The sequence below is a fragment of the Actinokineospora sp. PR83 genome, from assembly GCF_021056305.1.
In the GTDB taxonomy this organism is placed as follows: Bacteria; Actinomycetota; Actinomycetes; order Mycobacteriales; family Pseudonocardiaceae; genus Actinokineospora; species Actinokineospora spheciospongiae.
In genome coordinates this window covers 28743-52103 of the sequence record NZ_JAJCXD010000004.1, presented here as the reverse complement: position 1 = coordinate 52103, position 23361 = coordinate 28743, and the positions used below count along the sequence as shown (strand labels likewise).

General features: G+C 74.6%; 14 protein-coding genes. 9 read left to right on the top strand and 5 right to left on the bottom strand.

Going from position 1 to position 23361, the window contains the following annotated elements; all coding sequences use genetic code 11:
• Nucleotides 1-36: 36 nt before the first annotated feature.
• Nucleotides 37-951 carry an SDR family NAD(P)-dependent oxidoreductase gene (locus L6E12_RS01260; RefSeq protein WP_236225996.1) on the bottom strand — a complete coding sequence of 305 codons (915 nt, stop codon included), beginning with the start codon at nucleotides 949-951 and terminating at the stop codon, nucleotides 37-39.
• Between the two features lie 101 nt (nucleotides 952-1052).
• On the opposite strand from L6E12_RS01260, the gene L6E12_RS01255 reads away from it, so the two are divergent.
• On the top strand, nucleotides 1053-1718 hold the full coding sequence (locus tag L6E12_RS01255) for a TetR/AcrR family transcriptional regulator (protein WP_236225995.1): 666 nt from the start codon (nucleotides 1053-1055) through the stop codon (nucleotides 1716-1718).
• Nucleotides 1719-1757: 39 nt separating this feature from the next.
• Here the strand turns inward: L6E12_RS01255 and L6E12_RS01250 are convergent, their stop codons facing one another.
• Both L6E12_RS01250 and L6E12_RS01245 read right to left on the bottom strand, forming a co-directional pair.
• The gene (locus tag L6E12_RS01250) at nucleotides 1758-2588 is read right to left on the bottom strand and encodes an ABC transporter permease (RefSeq protein WP_374201822.1); all 831 of its coding nucleotides are present in this window, start codon (nucleotides 2586-2588) and stop codon (nucleotides 1758-1760) included.
• A 47-nt stretch (nucleotides 2589-2635) separates the two neighbouring features.
• A complete protein-coding gene (locus L6E12_RS01245) occupies nucleotides 2636-3601 on the bottom strand; it encodes an ABC transporter ATP-binding protein (protein WP_236225994.1) in 966 nt (321 codons plus the stop codon).
• Between the two features lie 302 nt (nucleotides 3602-3903).
• On the opposite strand from L6E12_RS01245, the gene L6E12_RS01240 reads away from it, so the two are divergent.
• From L6E12_RS01240 to L6E12_RS01225, 4 genes are all read left to right on the top strand, one after another.
• On the top strand, nucleotides 3904-5334 hold the full coding sequence (locus tag L6E12_RS01240; RefSeq protein ID WP_236225993.1) for an MFS transporter: 1431 nt from the start codon (nucleotides 3904-3906) through the stop codon (nucleotides 5332-5334).
• Between the two features lie 139 nt (nucleotides 5335-5473).
• Nucleotides 5474-7228: a fatty acyl-AMP ligase gene (locus tag L6E12_RS01235; protein WP_236225992.1), complete on the top strand. Its 1755-nt coding sequence runs from the start codon at nucleotides 5474-5476 to the stop codon at nucleotides 7226-7228.
• Nucleotides 7225-14064, top strand: coding sequence for a type I polyketide synthase (locus L6E12_RS01230; RefSeq protein ID WP_236225991.1), 6840 nt, complete (start codon nucleotides 7225-7227; stop codon nucleotides 14062-14064). Before L6E12_RS01235 ends, L6E12_RS01230 begins: the two co-directional genes overlap by 4 nt.
• Nucleotides 14065-14262: 198 nt before the next feature.
• Nucleotides 14263-15246: an alpha/beta hydrolase family protein gene (locus L6E12_RS01225; RefSeq protein WP_236225990.1), complete on the top strand. Its 984-nt coding sequence runs from the start codon at nucleotides 14263-14265 to the stop codon at nucleotides 15244-15246.
• 38 nt (nucleotides 15247-15284) lie between these two features.
• On the opposite strand, the gene L6E12_RS01220 is transcribed toward L6E12_RS01225, so the two are convergent.
• Nucleotides 15285-16175, bottom strand: a complete 891-nt coding sequence (locus L6E12_RS01220) for an alpha/beta fold hydrolase (protein ID WP_236225989.1) — start codon at nucleotides 16173-16175, stop codon at nucleotides 15285-15287.
• Nucleotides 16176-16430: 255 nt separating this feature from the next.
• Between L6E12_RS01220 and L6E12_RS01215 the strand changes: the two genes are divergently transcribed.
• From L6E12_RS01215 to L6E12_RS01205, 3 genes are all read left to right on the top strand, one after another.
• The gene (locus L6E12_RS01215; RefSeq protein ID WP_236225988.1) at nucleotides 16431-17681 is read left to right on the top strand and encodes a CdaR family transcriptional regulator; all 1251 of its coding nucleotides are present in this window, start codon (nucleotides 16431-16433) and stop codon (nucleotides 17679-17681) included.
• A gap of 428 nt (nucleotides 17682-18109) precedes the next feature.
• Nucleotides 18110-19024: a carbohydrate kinase gene (locus L6E12_RS01210; RefSeq protein ID WP_236225987.1), complete on the top strand. Its 915-nt coding sequence runs from the start codon at nucleotides 18110-18112 to the stop codon at nucleotides 19022-19024.
• Between the two features lie 180 nt (nucleotides 19025-19204).
• The gene (locus tag L6E12_RS01205) at nucleotides 19205-20029 is read left to right on the top strand and encodes an SAM-dependent methyltransferase (RefSeq protein WP_236225986.1); all 825 of its coding nucleotides are present in this window, start codon (nucleotides 19205-19207) and stop codon (nucleotides 20027-20029) included.
• Here the strand turns inward: L6E12_RS01205 and L6E12_RS01200 are convergent.
• A complete protein-coding gene (locus L6E12_RS01200) occupies nucleotides 20017-20778 on the bottom strand; it encodes an EI24 domain-containing protein (RefSeq protein ID WP_236225985.1) in 762 nt (253 codons plus the stop codon). The two genes, L6E12_RS01205 and L6E12_RS01200, sit on opposite strands and share 13 nt — an antisense overlap.
• Before the next feature lie 677 nt (nucleotides 20779-21455).
• Between L6E12_RS01200 and L6E12_RS01195 the strand changes: the two genes are divergently transcribed.
• Nucleotides 21456-23273, top strand: a complete 1818-nt coding sequence (locus tag L6E12_RS01195; protein ID WP_374201821.1) for an ABC transporter ATP-binding protein — start codon at nucleotides 21456-21458, stop codon at nucleotides 23271-23273.
• Nucleotides 23274-23361: the final 88 nt, after the last annotated feature.

Sequence of the window (23361 nt, the reverse complement as noted above, 5' to 3'; positions counted from 1 at the left end):
TCGCGCGCACGACAGCGCGGCGCCCCCCGGCGCAGCTCACGCCGCGGCGGTTGCCCGGCCGACCGGGAACCGCACGCCGGTGAGGTCCTCCGAGACCGCCCAGAGGCGTTGCTGCACGGTCACGTCGTAGGAGTCCGGGCTGGAGGTGACCAACCTCGGGTGGCCGCGCCGCTCGGCCAGGCCGTCGGGCCCGTAGTACTGCCCGCCGAGGACGGACGGGTCGGTGGCGGCCCGCAGGGTGGGGAGCGCGCCCGCCGTCGCGGGCTGGGTGATCGCCGGAGCGATCCAGCCGATCAGCCTGCGGGCGACCGCCGGGGTGTTGCGGGCCAGTTCGGTGTCGGAGATCCCGGGGTGCGCGGCCACCGCGGCGGTGGTGCCGTGCGCGGCGAGCCTGCGTTGCAACTCGTAGGTGAACATCAGGTTGGCGAGCTTCGACTGGCCGTAGGCGGCGGCCCGGCCGTAGGAGCGCTCCCACTGCAGGTCGTCGAAGTGGATGGCGGCGCGGATGCGGTGGCCGGTGCTGCTGACCGTGACCACCCGGGAGCCGGGCACGGGCAGCAGCAGGTCGAGCAGCAGCCCGGTGAGCGCGAAGTGGCCGAGGTGGTTGGTGCCGAACTGCATCTCGAAGCCGTCGCGGGTGGTCTGCTTCGGGGTGTACATCACGCCTGCGTTGTTGATCAGCAGGTCGATCCGCGGGTGGGTGGCGCGCAGGCCCGCCGCGGCGGCGCGCACCGAGTCCAACGAGGTCAGGTCCAGTTCCCGCACGGAGACGTCGCCGCCGATCCTGGCGGCGGCCTGCTTGCCCTTCTCGGTGTCGCGCACGGCCAGCACGACCGCTGCCCCGTGCTCGGCGAGCTGCCGGGCGGTCTGGAAGCCCAATCCGGTGTTGGCACCGGTGATCACGGCCACCCGGCCGTCCTGGCGCGGGATCTGCTGCTCGGTCCACTTCATCGCACACTCCTAAAGTACCGCCGGTAACTTATGTCCCGAACGGTAATATACCGCCGGTACCTTGTCAAGGTACCGGCGGTACACAAGCTATGCTCGACCTCATGACGTTCCAGCGGGCGCGCACCGAGGAGCAGCGCGAGGTCCGGCGCCGGGCGATCCTGGAGACGACCTCGGCGATGCTCGACGAGATGCCGGTCGCCGAGGTGACCCTGAACGAGCTGAGCAGGCGGGTCGGCCTGGCCAAGACGGCGGTGCTGCGCTACTTCGAGTCCCGCGAGGCGGTGCTGCTCGACCTGATGGACGACCGGACGGCGGGCTGGCTGGCCGAACTGGAGCAGGAGTTGGCCCGCGGTGTCGACCCGGGCCTGCCCGCGGTGCGACGGGCGGAACAGGCGGCCGACGTGCTCAGCCGGTCGCTCGCCGCGCAGACGGCGCTCTGCGACCTCTACGGCGCGCAGGGCGGGGTGCTCGAGCACAACGTCTCGGTCGAGGTGGTCCGCAGGCACAAGCGGGCCTCGCTGGACAACCTCGCGGTGATGGCCCGCCTCGTCCGGCGGTGCCTGCCCGAGGTCGGCGACCACGCCGAGCAGTTCTGCCTGACCGCCCTGCTGGTGGCGGGCGCGCTGTCCGCCTACACCTCACCGCCGCCGAGCCTGCTCGCCGTCTACGAGTCCGAACCCGCACTGGCGGTCCACCGCATCGAACTGCGGACCGCCCTGCGGCTCGCCATCGTCACGTCGCTCGTGGGCGTGCTGCCACGCTCCTGAGTCCGGGGTGCGGCAGTCGGACGCCGCCGCGTGGTCGGGTCAGCGGGCGCGGCGGAAGTTGCGGGAGGCGAGCCAGCCGCCCAGGGCGGCGGTGCCGACCGCGAGGCCCAGCGCCGCCCACACCGCCGACCCCACCGGCATCCCCAGCGACAGCGCGCGTGTGGCGTCGATGGCGTAGGTGATGGGGTTGACCGTCGCCAGGACGCGGATCCAGCCGGGCATGGCCTCGACCGGCATGTAGGCGCTGGAGCCGAACATCAGCGGGAACATGACGATGAACGACACCGCCTGCATGGTCTCCGGTTTGGACTGCCAGGTGGCGATGGCGATGAAGATCCAGCTCAGCCCCCAGCCCACCGCGACCGTCAGCAGCAGCGCCGAGGTGATGCCGAGGACGCCGTCAGGGCGGAACCCCAGGAAGACCACCGCCGCCAGCACGGACACGGCCAGTTGCACGACCAGCCGCACCGAGTCCGACAGGGTGCGGGCGACGAGGACGGCGCCGAGGGTGATGGGCATGGCGCGCAGGCGGCCGATGAACCCGGTGTAGATCTCGGTCAGCAGGCCAACGCCGGAACTCATGGCGGTGGTCATGGCGATGTTCACCAGGGTGGCGGGCATGAGGAAGTTGATGTAGCCGGAGTACTGGGTGACCCCGGGCAGTTGGCCGATCCCGCTGAACACCTGGCTGAACAGCAGCAGCATCACGATCGGTTGCAGCAGGCCGAAGAACACCAGCCGGTAATCGCTGAACGCGGAGCCCAGGGAGCGTCCGGTGAGGACGGAGATCTGCGTCCACAGCGAACTGGGGGACCAGCCGTCCTGCCGCTGGCGGCGCCCGGCGGCGATGTCCACGGCGGACAGCCGCACGGTCTGCTCGGAAGCCGAGCCGCGCCCGCGCGGGGCGGCGTGCTTGCTCACGCGGACCACCCCATCCGCGCCGCCTTCTCCTGCGCTGAGCGGTGCAGGGCCACGTACACGTCGTCGAGGGTGGGTTCGGTGACCGTCAGGTCGAGGATCGGCACGCCCGCCGCGTCCAGCGCGCGGACCAGGACGGCGATCTCCCCGGCGGCGGCCAGCGGGACCTGCACCGCGCACTGCGCCGGGTCCGCCAGCGGCTGCATCCCGGCGTACTGCAGCGTGGTGACCGCGTGGTGGGTGGCCCTGGCGTCGGCGAAGGTGGCCGAGACCGTGCGCTGCCCGATGCCCGCCTTGAGGCTGGCCGGGGTGCCGGAGGCGACCACGTGGCCCCCGGCCAGCACGACGATGTCCTTGGCCAGCCGGTCGGCCTCCTCCAGGTACTGGGTGGTGAGCACGACCGTGGTGCCCCGGGCGGCCAGCGCCTCCACCATCACCCACAGGCCGGTGCGGCTCACCGGGTCCAGGCCGGTGGTCGGCTCGTCGAGGAACAGCACGTCCGGGGCGCCCAGCAGGCTCGCGGCCAGGTCGAGGCGGCGGCGCATCCCGCCGGAGAAGGTGGCCATCTTGCGGTCGGCGGCCTCGGTGAGGTCGAAGGTGGTCAGCAGCTCGTCGGCGCGGGCGCGGGCCTGGGCGCGGGAGGCGCCGAGGAGCCGGGCGAGCAGGACCAGGTTGGCCCGGCCGGTCATGGTCTCGTCCAGCGCGGTGAACTGGCTGGTCATGCCGATGTGCCTGCGCACCTGGTGCCCCGAGCGCCGCACGTCCCAGCCGCACACCCTGGCGGTGCCCCTGGTGGGGGTGGACCGGGTGGCCAGGATGTCGATCAGGGTGGTCTTGCCCGCCCCGTTGTGGCCCAGCACGCCGAGCACCACCCCGGGGTCGACCTGGAGGCTGACGTCGTTGAGGGCGTTGATCGGGCCGTAGGACTTGCCGAGACCGATGACCTCGATGCGGGGCCGTGGCATGGACGAGTCCTTCGCGCTGCGGGACCGGACGTGGGCGACCATACCGGGGGGTGCGCCCGATCGGCGGTGTCCGGTGGGATTCATCCCGTGATTTGTCCGATGGTGACAGGAATCCACCGGGTGGGTTTCTGGTCGGTGGTGACAACATCGGTGCGCGGAGTGCTCCTTTGTCACGAAGAACGCACCACCCCGTCGACATCGATAATGCCCCGACGTTAACGTTCCCGTCATGTCACTCCGACGCCGCGAGCTCCCGCCCCCGGCGGTCGCGGCGCAGGCCGCGCCCACCCGGAGCCGCTGACATGCACCGCGCGCCTGCTTCGGTCTGGATCAGCGACCGCGGCCGGGTGCTCACGACCATCGCCTCGGTGGCGTTCCTCAGCTCGGCGGACAACTCGGTCGTCTCCGCGGCCGCCCCGTCGGTCGCGGTCGAGATGGGGCTGGGCACCGCGGCGACCCAGGGCATCACCGTCGCCTACATGCTCCCCTTCGCCGGTCTGCTGCTCGCCGCCGGTCCGGTGGTCGACCGCTACGGCGAGCGGGCCATGCTGCGGCTGGGCCTGTTCGCCTTCACCGTGGGCACGCTGCTGGCGGGCAGCGCGCGCTCGTTCGAGCTGCTGCTGGCGGGCCGGGTGGTGCAGGGGCTGGCGGCGGCGGTGCTGGTCCCGGCCACGCTGAGCCTGGTGCGCACCCGGCTCGCCCCCGACGACCGGCCCAAGGCGGCGGCCACCTGGACGGTGGCGCTGGCCTCGGCGCTGGCGCTGGGCCCGGCGGTGGGCGGGTTCATCGCCGCCACCGTGCACTGGAGCTGGGTGTTCTGGGGTTTCCTGCCGTTCCTGCTGTTCAGCTGGCTGGTCGTACCGCCGCCGGGGCCGCGGTCGGCGGCCGAGGGCGCCGACCCGCTGTCCACCGCGCTGGCCGCCGCGGCGATGCTCGCGGTCACCGGCGCGCTGCTGGTGATCGCCGACGCCCCGGGGTGGGCCGCGCCGCTGGCCCTGGCCGCCGCCCTGGCCGCGGTGGCGTTCGCCATGCGCGACCGGCGCTCGGCGCGGCCGGTGCTGCCCAGGCAGCTCATCGCCAACCCGGTGTTCCGCACCGCGCTGATCATCCAGTCGCTGTGGGGCCTGGGCGTCACCGGCGTGACCGTGGTGACGCCGCTGGTGCACCAGCGCTGGCTCGGCCTGGACCCGGCCACCGCGGCGCTGCCGCTGGTGGCGGTGGCCTCCGCGCTGGTGTTCACCGCCCCGTTCGTGCCGAGGGTGCTGGCCAGGTTCGGCCCGTCGCGCACGGTCGGCGGCGGGATGCTGGTGGTGGCGCTGGGGCTGGTGCTGGTGGCCGTGGTCAACGGCTCGCCCACGGTGCTGCCCCGGCTGCCCGGGCTGCTGTTGATCGGCTTCGGCTCGGCGTTCACCGTCCCGCTGACCACCACCGCCCTCGACGTCGTGGAGGACCGGGTGGCCGGGGTGGCCTCCGGTGTGCTCAGCGCGGCCAGGGAATTCGCGGGCGCGCTGGGCGTGGCGCTGACCGCGGCGCTGATGGGCGGGGGGGTGGCCGACGGGGAGGCGCTCGCCGACGGGTACACCAGGACCCTGCTCGCCGCCGCCGCGCTCCAGGTCGTGGCGGTGCTGCTCTCGCCGCGGCTGACCCCGTACTTGTCGCCCCGGCACAAGACGGATCACGGCTCCGCGCACGCCCCTGACAGGAGCACACCGCACCAGTCGTCGTTGCGATAATCGCGTCACATTTCTATGTTGACTCGCCAGTAACATCGGCATTACCGTGATCGGAACGCCTTTTCCACCCACCGGCGGAAAAGGAGACTCACGTTTTCTCGTCCGGTGTCGACGTGGCCCCCTGGTGAGGACTGTGCAGATGAGTTCCGCGATCAAGGACGGCGGCCTGCCCGCTGCGGAGGACCTACCCGGTCTGCTGAGCGCCTGGGCGGCGCGCAACCCCGACGAGGTGGCGCTGAGCTACCTCGACTTCCGCTCGCACAGCGGCGGCGCCCAGTCGGCCTGGACCTGGCGCGAACTCGACGCCCGGGTCGGCGCGGTCGCGGCCTGGTTGCAGCGCCGGGTGCGCAAGGGCGCCCCGGTCGCCGTCCTCATAGGACAGACGCCGGACTACGTCGTCGCCTTCCTCGGCGCGCTGCGCGCCGGTGCCGCCGCGGTCCCGCTGTTCACCCCCGACATGCCGGGGCACGGCGACCGGCTCGCCGCGGTGCTGCGCGACTGCGCCTCCTCCACCGTGCTCACCACCCAGGACGCCGCGCCGTCGGTCACCGCGTTCGTGGAGACCCACCGGCTCCCGGTCGCCCAGGTCATCTCCGTCGACACCCTGCCCTCGGCGATCGCCGCCCACTTCGAGCCGGTCCCGCTGGCGCAGAACGACCTGGCCTACCTGCAGTACACCTCCGGCTCCACCGGCGACCCGCGCGGGGTGATGATCACCCACGGCAACGTCGTCGCCAACGCCCGGCAGGCCAACCGGGCCTACGGGGTGCGCCCGGACTCGGTCACCGTGAGCTGGCTGCCGCTGTTCCACGACATGGGCCTGGTGCTGTCGGTGGCCGCCCCGCTGGTGGCGGGCGTGCGCACGGTGCTGATGGACCCGCTGGCCTTCGTCGAGCGCCCCGAGCGGTGGCTGCGCGCGCTGTCGGTGAACCCGGGCGCGATCAGCGCCGCCCCCAGCTTCGCCTACGCCTACGCCGCGGCCAAGGTGTCGGACTGGGAGAAGTCCCGGCTGCGGCTGGACACCGTGACCGCGCTGATCGACGGCAGCGAACCGGTGCAGGCCGCGGTGATCGAGCGCTTCCACACCGCCTTCGGCCCGTGCGGGCTGCGCCCGGAGGTGCACCGCCCGTCCTACGGGCTGGCCGAGGCGACCGTGTTCGTCTCCGCCAGCAGACCGGGCAGACCCGCCGTGGACCACCGCTTCGACCGGGTGGCGCTGGCCGAGGGCCGCGCGGTCACCGTCGACGACGACGCCGCCGACGTGGTGCGGCTGGTGTCCTGCGGGCAGCCGATCGAGCAGGGCGTGCTCGTGGTGGACCCGACCACCCGGGCGCCCAGCGCCCCCGGCCGGGTCGGCGAGGTGTGGGTGGCGGGCCCGAACGTGGGCAGCGGCTACTGGAACCGGCCGGAGGAGTCCGCGCGGGTCTTCCGCAACTGCGTCGACGGCCCGGGCGCACCGGCGGGCCCCTGGCTGGCCACCGGCGACCTCGGCGTCTGGTACGACGGCGAGCTCTACATCACCGGCCGGATCAAGGACCTCATCGTCGTCGACGGCCGCAACCACTACCCGCACGACGTCGAGCGCACCGTCGAGGCCGCGCACCAGGCGATCCGGCCGCGCAACGTGGTGGCCTTCGCGGTCTCCGGCGCCGACGGCGAGCGCGCGGTGGTGCTGGCCGAGCGCGCCAAGACCGTGCCCGCGCACGGGCTCGACCACTCCGCGGTGGCCGCCGCGGTGCGCGCCGCGGTCGCCGACCGGCACGCGCTGACCCTGCGCGAGGTGCAGATCGTGGCGCCGGACAGCCTGCCGCGCACCTCCAGCGGCAAGCTGTCGCGGATCGCCTGCCGCGAGCGCTACCTGGCCGACTCGCTGGCCGAGACCGGTCCGTCATGACGGTGCCCGACGGGGCGCAGGACCTCGTCGGTTGGCTGGTCGACCGGGTGGCGGAGGCGGCCGCGCTGCCGCGCGCCGAGATCGACCCGCGGCGCCCACTGCTGGAGTACGGGCTGTCCTCCCGCGACCTGGTGGGCCTGGTCGGCGACCTGGGCAGGCGCACCGGCCGGTCGCTGCCGCCCACGTTCGGCTACCGCCACCCGACCGTCGCCGCGCTCGCCGCCGCGGTCACCGGGGCCCGGCCGGTCCTGCCCGCGGGCGCCGTCCCCGCCGCGCCGCCCCCGCCGCCGCCCTCGCCGGAGGAGCCGATCGCGGTGGTGGGCCTGGGGTGCAGGCTGCCCGGCGGCATCGACTCCCCGGCGGCGTTCTGGAACCTGCTCGACCGCGGCGCCGACGCCGTCGGCCCGCGCCCGCCGGGCCGCTGGAGCGCCCCGCCGCACGTGCTGCGGCTGCTGCCGCACACCGGCGGGTTCCTCGACGACGTCGCCGGGTTCGACGCGGAGTTCTTCGGCATCACCCCGCGCGAGGCCGACGTGATGGACCCGCAGCAGCGCATCACCCTGGAGGTGGCGTGGGCGGCGCTGGAGCACGCGGGCATCGCCCCCGGTTCGCTGCGCGGCACCCGCACCGGTGTCTATATGGGAGTGTCCGCGTCGGAGTACGGGCTGTTCAGCCTGGCCGACCCGGAGGCGGTGGAACCGTGGTCGGGCACCGGCGCGGCGGCCAGCGCGGTGGCCAACCGCCTGTCGTACCTGCTGGACCTGCGCGGCCCGTCGATGGTCGTCGACACCGCCTGCTCGTCGTCGCTGGTGGCCGTGCACCACGCGGTCGGCGCCCTGCGCCGGGGCGAGGCGGACCTGGCCCTGGTCGGCGGGGTCAACGTCCTGCTCACCCCGGCGGTCACCGGCACCTTCGCCCGCTCCGGCGTGCTGGCCGCCGACGGCCGCTGCAAGGCCTTCGACGCCGCGGCCGACGGCATCGGCCGCGGCGAGGGCTGCGGGGTGGTCGTGCTGCGCCGCCTCGCCGACGCCCGCGCCCGCGGCGACCGGGTGCTGGCGGTCGTGCGCGGCACCGCCACCAACTCCGACGGCCGCTCCAACGGCATGATGGCCCCCAACCCGGAGGCGCAGGCGGCGCTGCTGGCCGGGGTCTACCCCGCCGCCGACGTCGATCCCTCCACAGTGGACTACGTTGAGGCGCACGGCACGGGCACCCCGCTGGGCGACCCGATCGAGGCGGGCGCGCTCGGCGCGGTCCTCGGCGCGGGCCGCAGCCGCGACCGGCCGCTGCTCGTCGGCTCGGTCAAGACCAACCTGGGGCACCTGGAGGGCGCGGCCGGGGTGGTCGGCCTGATCAAGGTCGTGCTGTCGTTCGCCCACGGCCGCATCCCGCCGACGCTGCACTACCGCACCCCCAACCCGCTGATCGATTTCGCCGCGCTGGGCCTGCGGGTCACCGCCGAGACGACCCCGTGGCCGCGCTACTCCGGCCACGCCAGCGCAGGCGTGTCGGCCTTCGGCTTCGGCGGCAGCAACGCCCACGTGGTGCTGGAGGAGTGGCCCGCGGCGCGCGAACCGGACCCGGTGGCCCCCCGCCCCGAGGTCTTCGCCCTGTCCGCCCGCACCCACACCACCCTGCGCGACCGCGCCGCCGACCTGGTCGACTGGCTGGAGACCACCGACGGCGCCCGGGTCCCCCTCGCCGACGTCGCCGCCACCCTCGCCGCCCGCCGCGAACACCTGCCCGTCCGCGCCGCCGTGGTCGCCACCGGCCGCGAGGAGCTGGCGGAGGCGCTGCGCGCGGTGGCCTCCGGCGCGTCCTCGGCCGCGGCGGTGCAGGGCCGGGTCCCGGCCGCGGCGGCGCCGGACACCGGCCCGGTCTTCGTGTTCTCCGGCTTCGGGTCGCACTGGCCCGGCATGGGCCGGGAACTGCTGGCCGCCGAACCCGCGTTCCTGGCCGAGGTCGACCGGCTGGAACCGCTGTTCGCGGCGGCGGGCTTCTCCCTGCGCGCGGCGCTGCGGGACCCGGCCGCCGCACCGTTCACCGTGCAGGCCCCGGCGCTGTACGGGATGCAGCTCGCCCTGGCGGGCCTGTGGCGGGCCCACGGCGTGCTGCCCGCGGCGGTCCTGGGCCACTCCGTCGGCGAGGTGAGCGCCGCGGTGGTCGCGGGTGTCCTGGACGCCGAGCAGGGCCTGCGCGTGGTCACCGCCAGGACCGCGGTCCTGGCCGAGCTGGACGCGACGGGCGCGGGCGCCATGGCCGCGCTGGAGCTGTCCGACGCCGAGTTCGCCGCGCTGGCACCGGATCACCCCGGCGTCGGCATCGCGGTGCACGCCGCGCCCCGCCTGTGCACGGTCAGCGGCCCGGCCGCGCAGGTCGCCCGCCTGGTGGCCCACGTCGACTCCGGCGGCGGCTTCGCCCGGCCCCTGCGGGTGCGCGCCGCCGCACACTCCGCGGCCATCGACCCGGCGCTGCCCGCCTTCCGCGCCGCCCTGGCGGGCCTGACCCCCCGCCCACCCGAGATCCCCTTCCACTCCAGCGTGGTCGGCGCCGCGGGAACCCCGACCCTGGGCACGGTCGACTACTGGGCGGCGAACCTGCGCGAGCCGGTGCACTTCACCCGGGCGGTGTCGGCCGCCCTCACCGCCGGGCACACCCGCTTCGTCGAGGTCGCCCCGCACCCGGTGGCGCTGACCGCCGTGGAGCAGACCGCCGCCGCCCACAACGCCGCCACCGCCGGGGTCGGGGTCCTGCCACCGGTCCTGCCCGGCTTCGCCGTGGCCCGGCGCACCCCGCCGCCACCTGCCCCCGCCGAGCCGATGCTCAGCGAGCCGCTCCTCGCCGAGCCGGTGTCCGTCGAGCCGGTGCCCGTCGAGCCGGTCCCCGGGGATGCCCTGGCCGTCCACCGCTTCGAGGCGCACGGGCGGGCGGAACCGGTGCTGGTGGTGCCGACGCTGCGGCGCGGGGCGGCGGTGGCCGAGTGGCTGCGCGCGCAGGCCACCCTGCACGTGCACGGCGACTCCACCGCCCTGACCACCCGCTACCCGCTCGGCCCGGTGGTCGACCTGCCCGGCCCGGCCTGGCGGCACCGCAGGCACTGGGTGCCCGAGCGCGCCCCGGCCGTCCCCGCGGCGCACCCGCTGCTCGGCGCGCACGTCGAACTCCCCGACGACGGCAGGCACGTGTGGCAGGCCCCGCTGCCGGTACGCCGCCTGCCGTGGCTGGCCGACCACCGCGCCCACGGGTCGGGCGCGCTGCCCGGCACCGCGTTCCTGGAACTGGCGCTGGCCGCAGGCCGAACCGTGCTCGGCCCCCGGGTACTGGTGGCGGACCTGGCGCTGACCGAACCCCTCACCCCCGGCCCGCACACCGTCATCACCACCGAACTCGACCGGGCGGGCCACCTCACCGTCCGCTCCCGCGACGCCGACGGCGGCTGGGTCACCCACGCGACCGCCAGACTCCTGCCCGACACGGCTGCCCCACCCGCACCGGTGACCCACCCGCCCGGGGGCGAACCGTTCGACCTGCGCGCCGCGCTGACCACCGCCGGGCAGCAGCGCGGCCCGGCCTTCCGCGGCCTCACCGACGTCCGCGCCACCCCCGGCACCGCCACCGCCCGCGTCCACCTGCCCGCCGCCGCGGGCGGCGACGACGGCTTCGCCCTGCACCCGGCCCTCGCCGACGCCTGCCTGCAAGCCCTGGTCCCCGCCGCCGCGGGCCTCCCCGGCGCCGCGGCCCACCACGTCCCGGACGGCATCGCCCGCACCCGCGTCCCCGGCGACCCGGCCCTGGGCACCCACTGCGTCGCCACCGCCGAGGTCACCGCCCCCGGTGTCCTGCTCGGCACGGTCCGCCTGCTCGCCGCCGACGGCACCGTCCTGGTCGAACTGCTCGACGTGCGCGCCCCCGCCCCCGACCGCGCCGAGGCAGGCGGCCCGGCCGTCGAACGCCGCTGGGACCCGGCCCCACTCCCCGCCGCACCCCACTGGACCGCCGACCTCGCCGACGCCCCACCCACCGACCCCGAGCACCCGACTCGCGCCGCCGAGGACCCCACGGACACGCCGATCCCCACCGCCGAGGCCACCGCGCGAACCACGGGTGCCCCGGTTCCCGCTGCCGAGGTGGCCGCGCGGGCCGCAGGTGATGCGGTCTTCGCCGCCGCGCGTTCCACAAGCGACCCGGTCCTCGTGGCCCGGCGGCGCTGGGTGCTGGTGCCGGAGGGGGATCCCGCGCTCCCCGGCCTGCCCGACCTCGCCGCCGTCCTCACCGAGGAGGACGACGTCGTCGAGGTCACCGTCTCGGGTGTGGAGCGCGAGGCCGCCACCGGTGTGGTCGTGGTGGCGGGCCCCACCGCCCGCTACCGCGCCCCCGGCCACGCCGAGGCCCTGGTGCACACCGTCACCGCGATCGCCGCCCTGCTCGCCCGCCGCGACCACCCGCCCCGGCTGTGGGTGGTCACCACCGGCGGCGCCACCGTCCCCGGTGCCGGGCCGGGGGAGCCGGGTCTGGCCTGCCTGCGCGGCCTGGTCCGCGTGCTCGCCTTCGAGCACCCCGAGTTGCACGCCACCCTCCTCGACGTCGACCTCGCCTCCGGGGCGCCCGCGGTGGCCGCCGAGCTGCGCGCCGGGCGCGACGACGACGAGGTCGCCTGGCGCTCGGGCAGGCGGTTGCGCGCCCGGCTGACCGCCACGACCGCCCCCACTGCCGACGGCCGACCCCCGGTCGTGCGCGCGGGCGCCTACGTCGTCGCCGGGGGTACCGGGGAAATCGGCCGCAGGCTCACCCGGTGGCTGGCCGACGGTGGGGCGACCCGCGTCGTGCTGGCGGGTCGGGTGCACCGGCCCGAGGCGGAGCCGGGCATCCGCGCCGCCCGCGCCCGCGGTGTTGAGGTCGACGTGGTGCTCGGTGACCTGGCCGAGCCCGGTTTCGCCGCGACCCTGATCGCCCGCGCCCAGCGCGGTGGGGTGCCGCTGCGCGGGGTGGTGCACGCCGCCGGGGTACTCGCCGACCACCCGGTGGCCGGGTTGAGCCGGGAGGCCATCGCGCGGGTGTGGCGGCCCAAGGTGCTCGGCGGGTTGCGGTTGCACCAGGCCACCGAGCGGGTCGAGCTGGACTGGTGGGTGGCCTTCGCCTCCATGTCCGGTCTGGTCGGCGCCCCCGGCCAGGCCGCCTACGCCACCGCCAACGCCTGGTTGGACGCCCTGGTGGAGGCCCGGCGCGCTCGCGGCCTGCCCGCGGTCACCCTGGACTGGGGCGCCTGGGCCCGTGACGACGGTTCCCGCTCCGACCGCCCGAACGCCGCCTTCGCCGAGGTCGACCCGGCGCACGGGATGGCCGCGCTGGCCGGGGCGCTGGCGCACGACCGGTCCGGGCTCGGGGTGGCCCGCCTGGACGTGCCGCGCGCCCTGTCGCTGTTCCCCGCCCTCGCCCGCAGGCCCTACCTGTCCGCGCTGACCGCCTCGGTCGCCCCCGCCGCGCTCCCGGCGCCCGCCCTCACCCGCGGCCCGGACCCGCGTGGCGCCCTGGTGGCGCACCTGGTCGTCGGCCTGGCCCGGCTCACCGGCGCCGACCCGGCGACCGTCGACCCCGCCACCCCGCTGACCGACCTCGGCATCGACTCGCTGATGGCCGCGCGCCTGCGCGCCGCGGTGCGGCAGGACTTCGACGTGGCCCTGCCGGTGGCGCTGCTGCTGCGCGGCGCGAGCCTGGCCGAGGTCGCCCGGCACGTCGGCGACGAACTGGGCCTGCCCGCCGCGACCGCCGCCCCCGGCCCGCACGGGGTCGCCCCGCGCGACCCGACCGAGCGCTGGCTCACCGTGGTGTGGACCGACGCGCTCGGCAGCGCCCCCACCGGTGTGCACACCGGCTTCTACGACCTCGGCGGCGACGAGGCCGCCGCGGCCAGGGTGCACGCGGCCCTGTCCGCCAGGCTGGCCGAGGTGCCGCCGGTGACCTCGCTGTTCGCCCGCCCCACCATCGCCGCCCAGGCCGACCTGGTCCGCGACGAACTCGAAGGCGCCCCGGGGCCGGTCACCGTGCTGCGCGCGGGCGGCGGCAGGCCGCCGCTGGCGCTGTTCCACCCGGCGGGCGGCTCAACCACGGTCTACCAGCCGCTGGTGGCCGAACTGCCGACCTCCTACCCGGTCCTGGGCTTCGAGCGGCTCGACGACGAGTCCACTGTGGAGGCCAAGGCGGCCCGCTACGCCCGGCTGCTGCGCGAGCGCCAGCCGAGTGGGCCCTACCGGCTCGGCGGCTGGTCCTTCGGCGGCTGCCTGGCCTACGAGGTCGCCCGCCTGCTCACCGAGCAGGGCGAGCGCGTCGACCGGCTGGTGCTCATCGACACCGTCCTCCCGCTGCCCGGCGCCGACCCGGCCGACCTGGTGCTGGACCGCTTCGACCGGTTCGCCGAGCACGTCGAGCGGACCTACGGGGTGGCCCTGGACCTGCCGCGCGAGGCGCTCGCCGCGCTCGACGAGGACGAACAGGTCGACGTGGTGATGGACCGCCTCGCCGCCGTCCCGGACCTGGGCCGGGGCGCGCTGCGCCACCAGTACACGTCCTACGTGGACGCCCGGGTCGGCGAGCGCTGGCGGCCCAGGCCCTACGCCGGTCCGGTGCTGCTGCTGCGCGCCACCGACCCGCACCCGCTCACCGCCACCCTCGACCCGCGCTACCTGCGCACCGACGAGGCGCTCGGCTGGGACGCGCTGTGCCCGGACCTGCGGGTCACCCGGGTGCCCGGCGACCACCTGAGCATGATCGACCCACCCCGGGTCCGCACCCTGGCCCGACACCTGGCCCGCGCCCTGGAGGCGCCGGTCCGGGTTTAGGTCGTGTTTCGGAAGTCTCGTTCGATGAGAGTCGTGATCGAGGTGGTTCCTGGTGGTGCGGGACGAGGGCGCCGATACCGGGGTTGTATCGGTGTCCTTGGCCCGTGCCGCCAGGGGCCGCCTCGGCGCGGCTATCGCGAACACGGGCTTTCGAAACACGACCTAGTCCCCGCACAACACCTTCCGCCGGAGAACCCCTTGGCACACCGCCGCACGCGATGGCTGCTCGCCCTCGCCCTGCTCGCCTCGACGGCCGTCGCCGTCCCCTTCACCCTGCCCGCACCGCAGGCCGCCGCCGCGGCGGTCACCGCGGACGACGGCGCCCGGGTCGTCGAGGAGGTCCGGGTCGACCAGCGCACGCTCGACCTGCGCATCGCTTCCCCGGCCCTGCGCGGCGACGGCTGGGTCCGGCTGCTGCTGCCCTCCGGTTGGGACGGTGCCACCCGCACCTGGCCCGCCCTGTGGCTGCTGCACGGCTGCTGCGAGAACGCCGACTACCGGTCCTGGTCGGCCTACAGCGACATCGCCGCCCTGGCCGCGCCCCTGGACCTGATCGTCGTGCAGCCCTCGGACGGCAAGGCGGGCATGTACTCGAAGTGGTGGAACTTCGGTCGCGGCGACGGCCAGGACTGGGACCGCTTCCACACCGAGGAGGTCCGCCAGATCGTCGAGCGCGGCTACAAGAGCGGCACCCGCCGGGTGGTGGCGGGCCTGTCCGTCGGCGGCTACGGCGCGATGGCCTACGCCTTCCGCCACCCGGGGATGTTCGTGGCCGCGGCGTCCTTCAGCGGCGCCCCCAACACCCTGCTGCCCACGGTTCCCCTCGTCCTGCAGGGACTCGTGGCCATGGAGGGCTACAACCCGCTGGACCTGTGGGGCGATGAGATCTTCCAGCGGCAGCGGTGGTCGGACAACAACCCGTACGACCACACCGACAAGCTCCGGGGCACCGCGCTCTACGTCTCCAGCGGCAACGGCATCTTCGGCCCCCTGGACTTCCCCGGTGCGGCCGACCCGGTGGAGCCCGCGTCCTTCGCGTCCTCGCAGTCGTTCGTGTGGAAGCTGCGGTCGCAGGGGATCGCGGTGACCGAGCACTTCTACCAGGGCACGCACACCTGGCCGTACTGGAAGCGCGAACTGCGGACCGCCTGGCCCTGGCTCACCGCCAACCTGGGCCTGTAGTCGCCCGGTGGGGTGGGCCGCGCCCACCCCACCGGTGCTCAGGCGTCCACGTGGTGCGCCAGGTCCTCCACGTCCAGTCGGGCGGGGGTGGTCTCGTCCAGGAACCCCACCAGCACGTCGGCGAACCACGCGGGCTGGGCCACGTGCGGGAAGTGCCCCGCCCCCTCCAGCTCCACCAGCCGCGAACCGGGCATCAGGTCGGCGGCGCGGCGCCCGTGCCCCACCGGGATCACCCGGTCCTCGGTGCCCCAGACGACCAGCGACGGCAGGTCCTCGGCCAGGTACAGCTTCTCGGTGGCCGAGACCCGCTGCCCGCCGAGCCCCACCGAGGCCCGCACGGTGCGCACGAACGAGGTCCGCGCGTCCCGCGAGGCCAGCGTGCCGAAGTGCTCGACCAGCTCGCGCGCCTCCACCCGCCGCCCCACGACCGCCCGCGCCAGCGCGACGGTCAGCCGGTTGGCGATCAGCGGCAGCGCCATCGCGGTGCCCGGCAGGTTCGCCGCCCGGATCGCCCGGCTGACCCCGGTGCCCAGCCCGCCGCTGTCGACCAGCACGACCCGGCCGCACATCTGCGGGAACTGGTAGGAGAACTGCAGTGCCACCCCGCCGCCGAGCGAGTGCCCGACGAGGGTCACGTGCCGGTGCCCGAGCCCGACGAGCAGGTCCCGGACGACGTTGGCGTAACCGGCGATCGAGTAGTCGCCGTGCGGGCGCTGCGAGCGGCCGTGCCCGGGCAGGTCGACCGCGATCACCTCGCGGGTGCAGCCGCGGCGGTCCAGTTCGGCCAGCAGCGGCTTCCAGGTGGCGCTGGTCCCCGCCAGCCCGTGCACCAGCACCAGCGGGTCGTCGGTCGGGGCGCCCTCCGGGAGCAGGTGCAGGTAGCCGATCCGGCGGCCGTGCAACACGGCCTCGCGCGCCGAAATCCCCATTGGAGCACCTTTCCCGAATGATTTTCGCCGAAGCATAGGGCGGTTTCGGCAGGCATTGTCATCGGCGGCGGGAATTGTGCAGATATGAACAGTCTGCGCGTTCGCGGCTTGCCACCGGCGCGCAAACCCGTCCACCGGTGCGGCGACCGGCCTGCGTGGACGATTGACAGCCCCTTGACCCCTCTTTAGTGTTCGAGGACACCAATGGACACGAAGTCGTGCGGGGGTGTCGATATCGCGCGGGTGGAGGGCGAGATGGCGGTGACGCAGCGGGGCGGGCCGGTCGGCGGCGAATCGGACAAGCCCGGGCCGGGCGTCACGGCGGTCCCGATCTGGGCGTCGGTCGTGCCGGGCATCGCCGACCGGGTGCGCCCGCTGGCCAGGACCCTCATCCAGGACGCCCTCGACGCGATCCAGGAGGCGGTGCCCGCCTACCGCCAGCCGATGGAGGGCAAGTTCGGCGAGGTGCTGCTGGGCAGCGTGCAGGCCGCCATCATGCAGTGCTTCGAGTTCATCGCCGACCCCACCGCCGACCGCACCGACTGGCTGGCCGCGTTCCGCTACGCGGGCCGGATGGAGTTCCTCGAGGGCCGCACCATGGACTCGCTGCAGACCGCGGTCCGGGTCGGCGCCCGCGCGGTGTGGCGGCACGTCAGCGTCGCGGGCCAGGAGCTGGGCATCCCGGCCGACACGCTGCTCACCGTGGCCGAGGCGATCTTCGCCTACGTCGACGACCTGTGCGTGGTCGCCGTCGCCGGGTACACCGAGGCCCAGGCGCAGGCCAGCGGGTCCTACGAGCGCAGGCGCCGCCAACTGCTCAAGCTCATCCTGTCCGACCCGCCCGCCCCCACCCAGTCCCTGGTGGAGCTGGCCGCCGCCGCCGACTGGCAGATCCCCGACGAGGTGGCCGTCGTCGTCCTGGAGTACCGCGCCGACCAGCACCACCTGCCGGTCCCCGCCCTGGGCCGCGACGTCCTGGTCGACCTGGAGAGCGGCGACCCCTGCCTGGTGCTGCCCGCCCCCCGCGCGCAGCTACCGAACCTGGAGGGGCAGTTGCAGGGCCGTCGCGCCGCGGTCGGCCCCACCGTGCCGCTGGCCGACGCGCACCGCTCGCAGCGGCTGGCCCGGCAGGCGATGTCGCTGGTGCACCGCGGCGTGCTGCCCGAGGTGGCCGTCACCTGGTGCTCGCGCAACCTCTCGACGCTGCTCATGTTCGCCGACGAGTCCCTGGTCACGCACGTGGCGCAGCCCATCCGCGCCGCCTTCGCCGATCTCACCGACAAGCAGCGCGAGCGGGTCGCCAGCACCCTGCGGACCTGGCTGCACACCCGCGGCGACATCAACGAGACGGCGTCGCGGCTCGCGGTGCACCCGCAGACCGTCCGCTACCGCATGAACCAGATCGAGGAACTGCTCGGCGACCGCCTCAACGACCCCGAGCAGCGGTTCCTGATGGAGATCACCATGCACGCCTGGCACCTGCCGGACGACACCACCACCAACTGAGGGCTCCCCGGCCCGCCCGCGGCGGGGCGTGGACCCGCGCGGGCCGGGTTCTCCCCCACTCGGTCACCGACCGCCGGGGTTCCGCGCGGGAACGCGCCGCCCGTCCCACTGGGAATGGGCGCCCGGCGTCCCGATCGGGTACAGATCCCGCGCCTGTGCCCCGCCATTCCCGTTGCGGGTATTCGCTGCTCAGAGGCGTTCCAGGTGCGCGCGGTCGGATTCGGCGAAATCGTCGTGAGCCACCCGAGGCCGGTTTTCCCCCGCCTCGGTCCGGGCGCCTCCCGGGCACCCGCTCCGACCACCCCGGGCGGGCCGCGGGGCGGTTCCGGGCACCGGGCCGCCGCCCGGCGCGCAGCCGCGCCGCACCCCGCCCGACCTGTGGCAGGCTGGCCCCGCACCAGTTCCGACACCGCCGCCGGGAGCAGTCGATGATCACCGTTGTGGGCGAGGCCCTGGCCGACCTCATCGCCGCCGCCGACGGCCGCACGTTCACCGCCCACCCCGGCGGCAGCCCCGCCAACGTCGCCCTGGGCCTCGCCCGCCTGGGCACCGCGTCGGTCCTGGGCACCCGCCTGGGCGACGACCTGTTCGGCACCCTGGTCCGCACCCACCTCACCGACGCCGGGGTCGACGTCCGCCCCCTGCCCGCCCCCACCTCCGACACCAGCGTCGCCTTCGCCGCCACGGACGCCGCCGGGGTGGCCCGCTACGACTTCCGCATCACCTGGGACGTCACCGCCCTGCCCCCGCTGGACGGCGCGGAGTGCCTGCACACCGGTTCCCTGGCCACCCTGCTGGAGCCGGGGGCCCGGGTCGTCGAAGCCGCCATGCGCACCGAGCGCACGGTGTCCTACGACCCGAACGTCCGCCCGTCGCTGTCCGGCACCCCCGCCGAGGAGCGGCCCAGGGTGGAGCGGCAGGTGGCGCTGTCCGACGTGGTCAAGGTCAGCGAGGAGGACCTGGGCTGGCTCTACCCCGGCGAGGACCCGGTCGGGCGGGCGGCGCGGTGGCTGGCCCTGGGGCCGTCCCTGGTCGTCGTCACCCTGGGCGCGGACGGCGCCCACGCCGTCACCGGGAACCACACCACCACCCGCCCCGGCCCCCCGACGACGGTGGTCGACACGGTGGGCGCGGGCGACGCGTTCACCGCGGGGCTGCTGCACTGGCTGTCGCGGGCGGGGCTGCTCTCGGGCAACCACACCGCCATCGCGTCGGTCACCGAGCGGTCCCTGGAGAACGCGCTCGACTTCGCCAACGCGGTCGCGGCGATCACCTGCTCCCGGGCGGGCGCCAACCCCCCGACCCTCGCGGAGCTGGGCGCGGCCCGGTCCCTGTTGCCCTGAGTCACGTCCCCGGGACGGCCGAACCGAGCGACCGAGCGGTCTGGTTGCGGAGAGTGACAAGTCGCAAACCGGTGGGTATCGCTGCCCTGAACGGGTGCGCCGTACGGCCGATGATGGAACCGAAGCGACCGTCTGTACTACGGTGAGCACGAACCGTTGTCACCCAGCCTTTGGAGCGCCATGAGCGTCGAGCACGTGCAGATGCGCGCACGGCTCGACCTGGAGGCGCCCAACCAGGCCCGGCTCTCCAATGCCCTCCTCGGCGGCCGGGACAACTACACCGCCGACCGCAACCTGGTCGAACGCCTGCTGCGGATCGCCCCCGAGGCCCGCGCGGTCGCCCGCGAACACCGCGAGTGGGTCGGCCGGGTCCTGCGGATGCTGACCGTGCAGCGCCGGGTCGACCAGTTCCTCGACCTCGGCGCGGGCCTGCCGACGGCGGACAACACCCACCAGATCGTGCAGCGCACCAACGCCGAGGCGAGGGTGTTCTACGTGGACAACGACCCGATCGTGCTGGCGCACGGCCGGGCGCTGCTGGAGGAGAACGAGCTCACGCACGTCGCCGAGGCCGACCTGACCGACCCGGCCGCCGCCCTGGCCAGCCCGGTGCTCACCCGCCACCTGGACCTGACCCGCCCGGTCGCCCTGATGATGTGCGACGTCGTCCACCACATCACCGACGACGCCACCGCGCTCACCGTGGTGCGCGGCTGGCTCGACGCGCTGCCCACCGGTTCCTACCTGGTCCTCACCCACCACTTCGACCCCGAGGACGGCGGCGAGCCCAGCGCACTGGCCCGCAGGCTCGACCACGAACTGCGCGACACCCCCCTGGCCACCACCCACCGGGGCCGCGCCCGGATCGACGAGTTCCTCACCGGCCTGAAACGAGTCCCCCCGGGCCTGGTCCCCCTGCACGACTGGTGGCCAGACGGCCCCAGGTTCTCCCCGCTGGCCCCGATGAACCACACCGTCGTCGGAGTCGTCGCCTACAAGTCCTGACCGTCGGTGAGCCTGGCCGCCAGCAGCGTGCCACCCGCCATCGCCGCAGGGAAGACCACCAGCGCCAGCAGCGGCACCAGGCACAGCAGGTAGACGGGTACGGCGAACCCCAGCGCCATCGCCCGCCTGCGCCCCAGCGCCCGCCGCCGCTCCCGCAGGCTCCGCCCCCGCCGCACGAACGGGATGGCCGTCATCTCCACGGCCAACAACCACCCCCCGACGAACACGGCCACCACCGGCACCACGGTCTGCCCCACCACCGGGATGAACCCGGCGACGAACAACCCCACGGCGAACAGGATCGCCAACCCGGCCAACCGCAGCCCGTCCCGCAACCCGATCCACGCCGACCGACCCCACCCGATCCGCTGCGCCTCCGGCACCCCGCCCAGTTCCCGGTCCTCGACCTCCTCGGCGATGCTCTCGTAGAACGGCCCACCGATGATCAGCGTGAGCGCCGAGAACAACACCATCATCAGCGCCACCGCCCCGATCACCACCCCGGCCCCCAACGCGGTGCGGAACACGCTGCGCCACACCTCCCCCCAGCCGTCGGCAAAAGGCGTGGCCCAGGCGACGAGGTCACCGATGCCCAGCGCCAACCCGATCAGGGCACCGAAGAGGACCACGCTGGTCACCAACGCGGGCAGCGCCCCGCGCACCAACAGCCCACCGTTGCCGAGCACCAACCGGAACCCCCGCCCCAGCAGCCCGATCCCCGTCCCGAAGTCCCGCACGATCCTGATCACGCGCGCAGTCTAGGGCTTCCCGACCAAGCCACTCGGCCACTCGCGGACCCGAGCCCCCAACCGCCACAGGCCCACCCACACCCCACCCGCCAGCCACCCGAACCCGCCGCCCTGCCAGCCGAACACATCAAGCCCACCGGCGCAGCCGCAGGCCACCCCACAGACCACCAGCCCGGCCACCAGCCGCCCGACCCCACCGTGCGCAGCCGCCAGCCCGCCAACCGCAAGCCTGGCGGACCGCCACCCGCAACCCCACCGTGCGCAGCCGGCGACCACTCCGCCAACCGCCGGCCCGGCTACGCCAATGCCCGGGTGGGTGGATTTGCTTGGGTGGGGGAGCCGATCATGTGCAAGCCTGCTCGGGCTGTGGGGCATCTTTTCGCCCCACTCGGTCACACTGGGCGCATGATCGGCGTAGGGGCCCCGCCCAAGCGGATCCACCCACCCGGGCGCCCACAACAAACGACCGGCGCTTTCCAAACCGCGCCAAGCGAACCCGCCCGCAGCACCCCAGCTCGGAGAACCCACCACTCACGTCGCGGTTGACTTCGAGCAATGTAGAGGTCCTATCCTCCGCTTGATCACCTGTTCGACGACGGAGGACAACCATGAGCATGGAGATGACGGCCTGGAGCGCCCTCTACAGCGCTGCCCGCACCGGCGGCACCGCGGGCAAGATGCCCACCCGGGTCACCGCCAAACGCATCCTGGAAATAGCCAGACCCCGCCGCAAACGCCTGCTCGCCTTCCTGGTGCTGGGCGTGGTCCTCGCCGGTCTGGCGGTGCTGTCCCCGGTATTGGCGGGCCGGGTCGTCAATGCGATCGTCGCGGGTGACCCGGACGGCGTCGTCGTCGGCCTCGCGCTGCTCATCGCGGGCGCCGCGCTCGCCGAGGCCGGGCTCGGCCTGGTGTCGCGCTGGCTGTCGGCGGGCATCGGGGAGGGGCTGATCCTCGACCTGCGGTCGCGGGTGTTCGACCACGTGCAGCGGATGCCGATCGCGTTCTTCACCCGGACCCGCACCGGTGCCCTGGTCAGCAGGCTCAACAACGACGTCCTCGGAGCCCAGCGGGCGTTCAGCGATACATTGTCCGGGGTGGTCACGAACGTGGTCACGCTGGCCCTGACCCTGGTCGTGATGCTGGGCATCTCCTGGCAGGTCACGCTGCTGGCGCTGGTGCTGCTGCCGGTGTTCGTCATCCCCGCCCGCCGCATCGGCCGCCGGGTGGCCGACCTGCGCCGGGAGGCGGCGGCGCTGGACGCGGCGATGCTGACCCAGATGACCGAGCGGTTCTCCGCGCCCGGCGCGACCCTGGTGAAGCTGTTCGGCAGGCCCGCTGAGGAATCGCGGGAGTTCGCCGAGCGGGCCGGGCGGGTGCGCGACATCGGGGTGCGCTCGGCGATGGTGCAGTCGGTGTTCGTCACCGCGCTGACCCTGGTCTCCGCGCTCGCCCTGGCCCTGGTCTACGGGCTCGGCGGCCACCTGGCGGTGGCGGGTTCGCTCGACGCCGGGGCGATCGTGTCGCTGGCGCTGCTGCTGACCCGGCTGTACTCGCCGCTGACCGCGCTCGCCGGGGCCCGCGTCGAGGTGATGAGCGCGCTGGTCAGCTTCGAGCGGGTCTTCGAGGTGCTGGACCTGCCGCCGCTGATCACCGACAAGCCCGGCGCCCGCCCGGTGCCCGACGGCCCGGTGTCGGTGGAGTTCGAGGACGTGCGCTTCGCCTACCCGTCGGCGGACAAGGTGTCGCTGGCGTCGCTGGAGGAGGTCGCCGCGATCGACACCCGGGCCGGGGTGGAGGTCCTGCACGGGGTGTCCTTCCGCGCCGAGGCTGGGCAGACGGTCGCCCTGGTGGGCACGTCCGGGGCGGGCAAGTCGACCATCGCCCAGCTCGCCCCCCGGCTCTACGACGTCGACTCCGGCGCGGTCCGGCTCTCCGGGGTCGACGTGCGCGACCTGACCGCCGACTCGGTGCGCGCCACCCTGGGCATGGTCACCCAGGACGGGCACCTGTTCCACGACACCATCCGGGCCAACCTGCTGCTGGCCCGCCCGGAGGCGGGCGAGGACGAGCTGTGGGACGCCCTGCGCCGCTCCCGGCTGGCCGACCTGGTCGCGAGCCTGCCCGATTCGCTGGACACGGTCGTCGGCGAACGCGGCTACCGGCTCTCCGGCGGGGAGCGCCAGCGGTTGACCATCGCCCGGCTCCTGCTGGCCCGGCAGCGGGTGGTCATCCTGGACGAGGCCACCGCGCACCTGGACTCGACGTCGGAGGCGGCGGTGCAGGAGGCGTTGGCCGAGGCGCTCGACGGGCGCACGGCGCTGGTCATCGCGCACCGGCTGTCGACGATCCGCGCTGCTGACCAGATCCTGGTCGTGGAGGCCGGGCGGGTGGTCGAGCGGGGTACGCACGAGGAGTTGCTGCGCCGGGGTGGGCGGTACGAGGAGCTGTACCGCACGCAGTTCGCCGATGAGGAGGGTTCGGTCGAGGTCCACTGACCATCTGGCCTGAAGCCCGGGTTCGGTGGGGGTGCCCGGCTGGGTGGATGTGCTTGGCCGGGGCCCCTACGGCGATCATGTGGCCCAG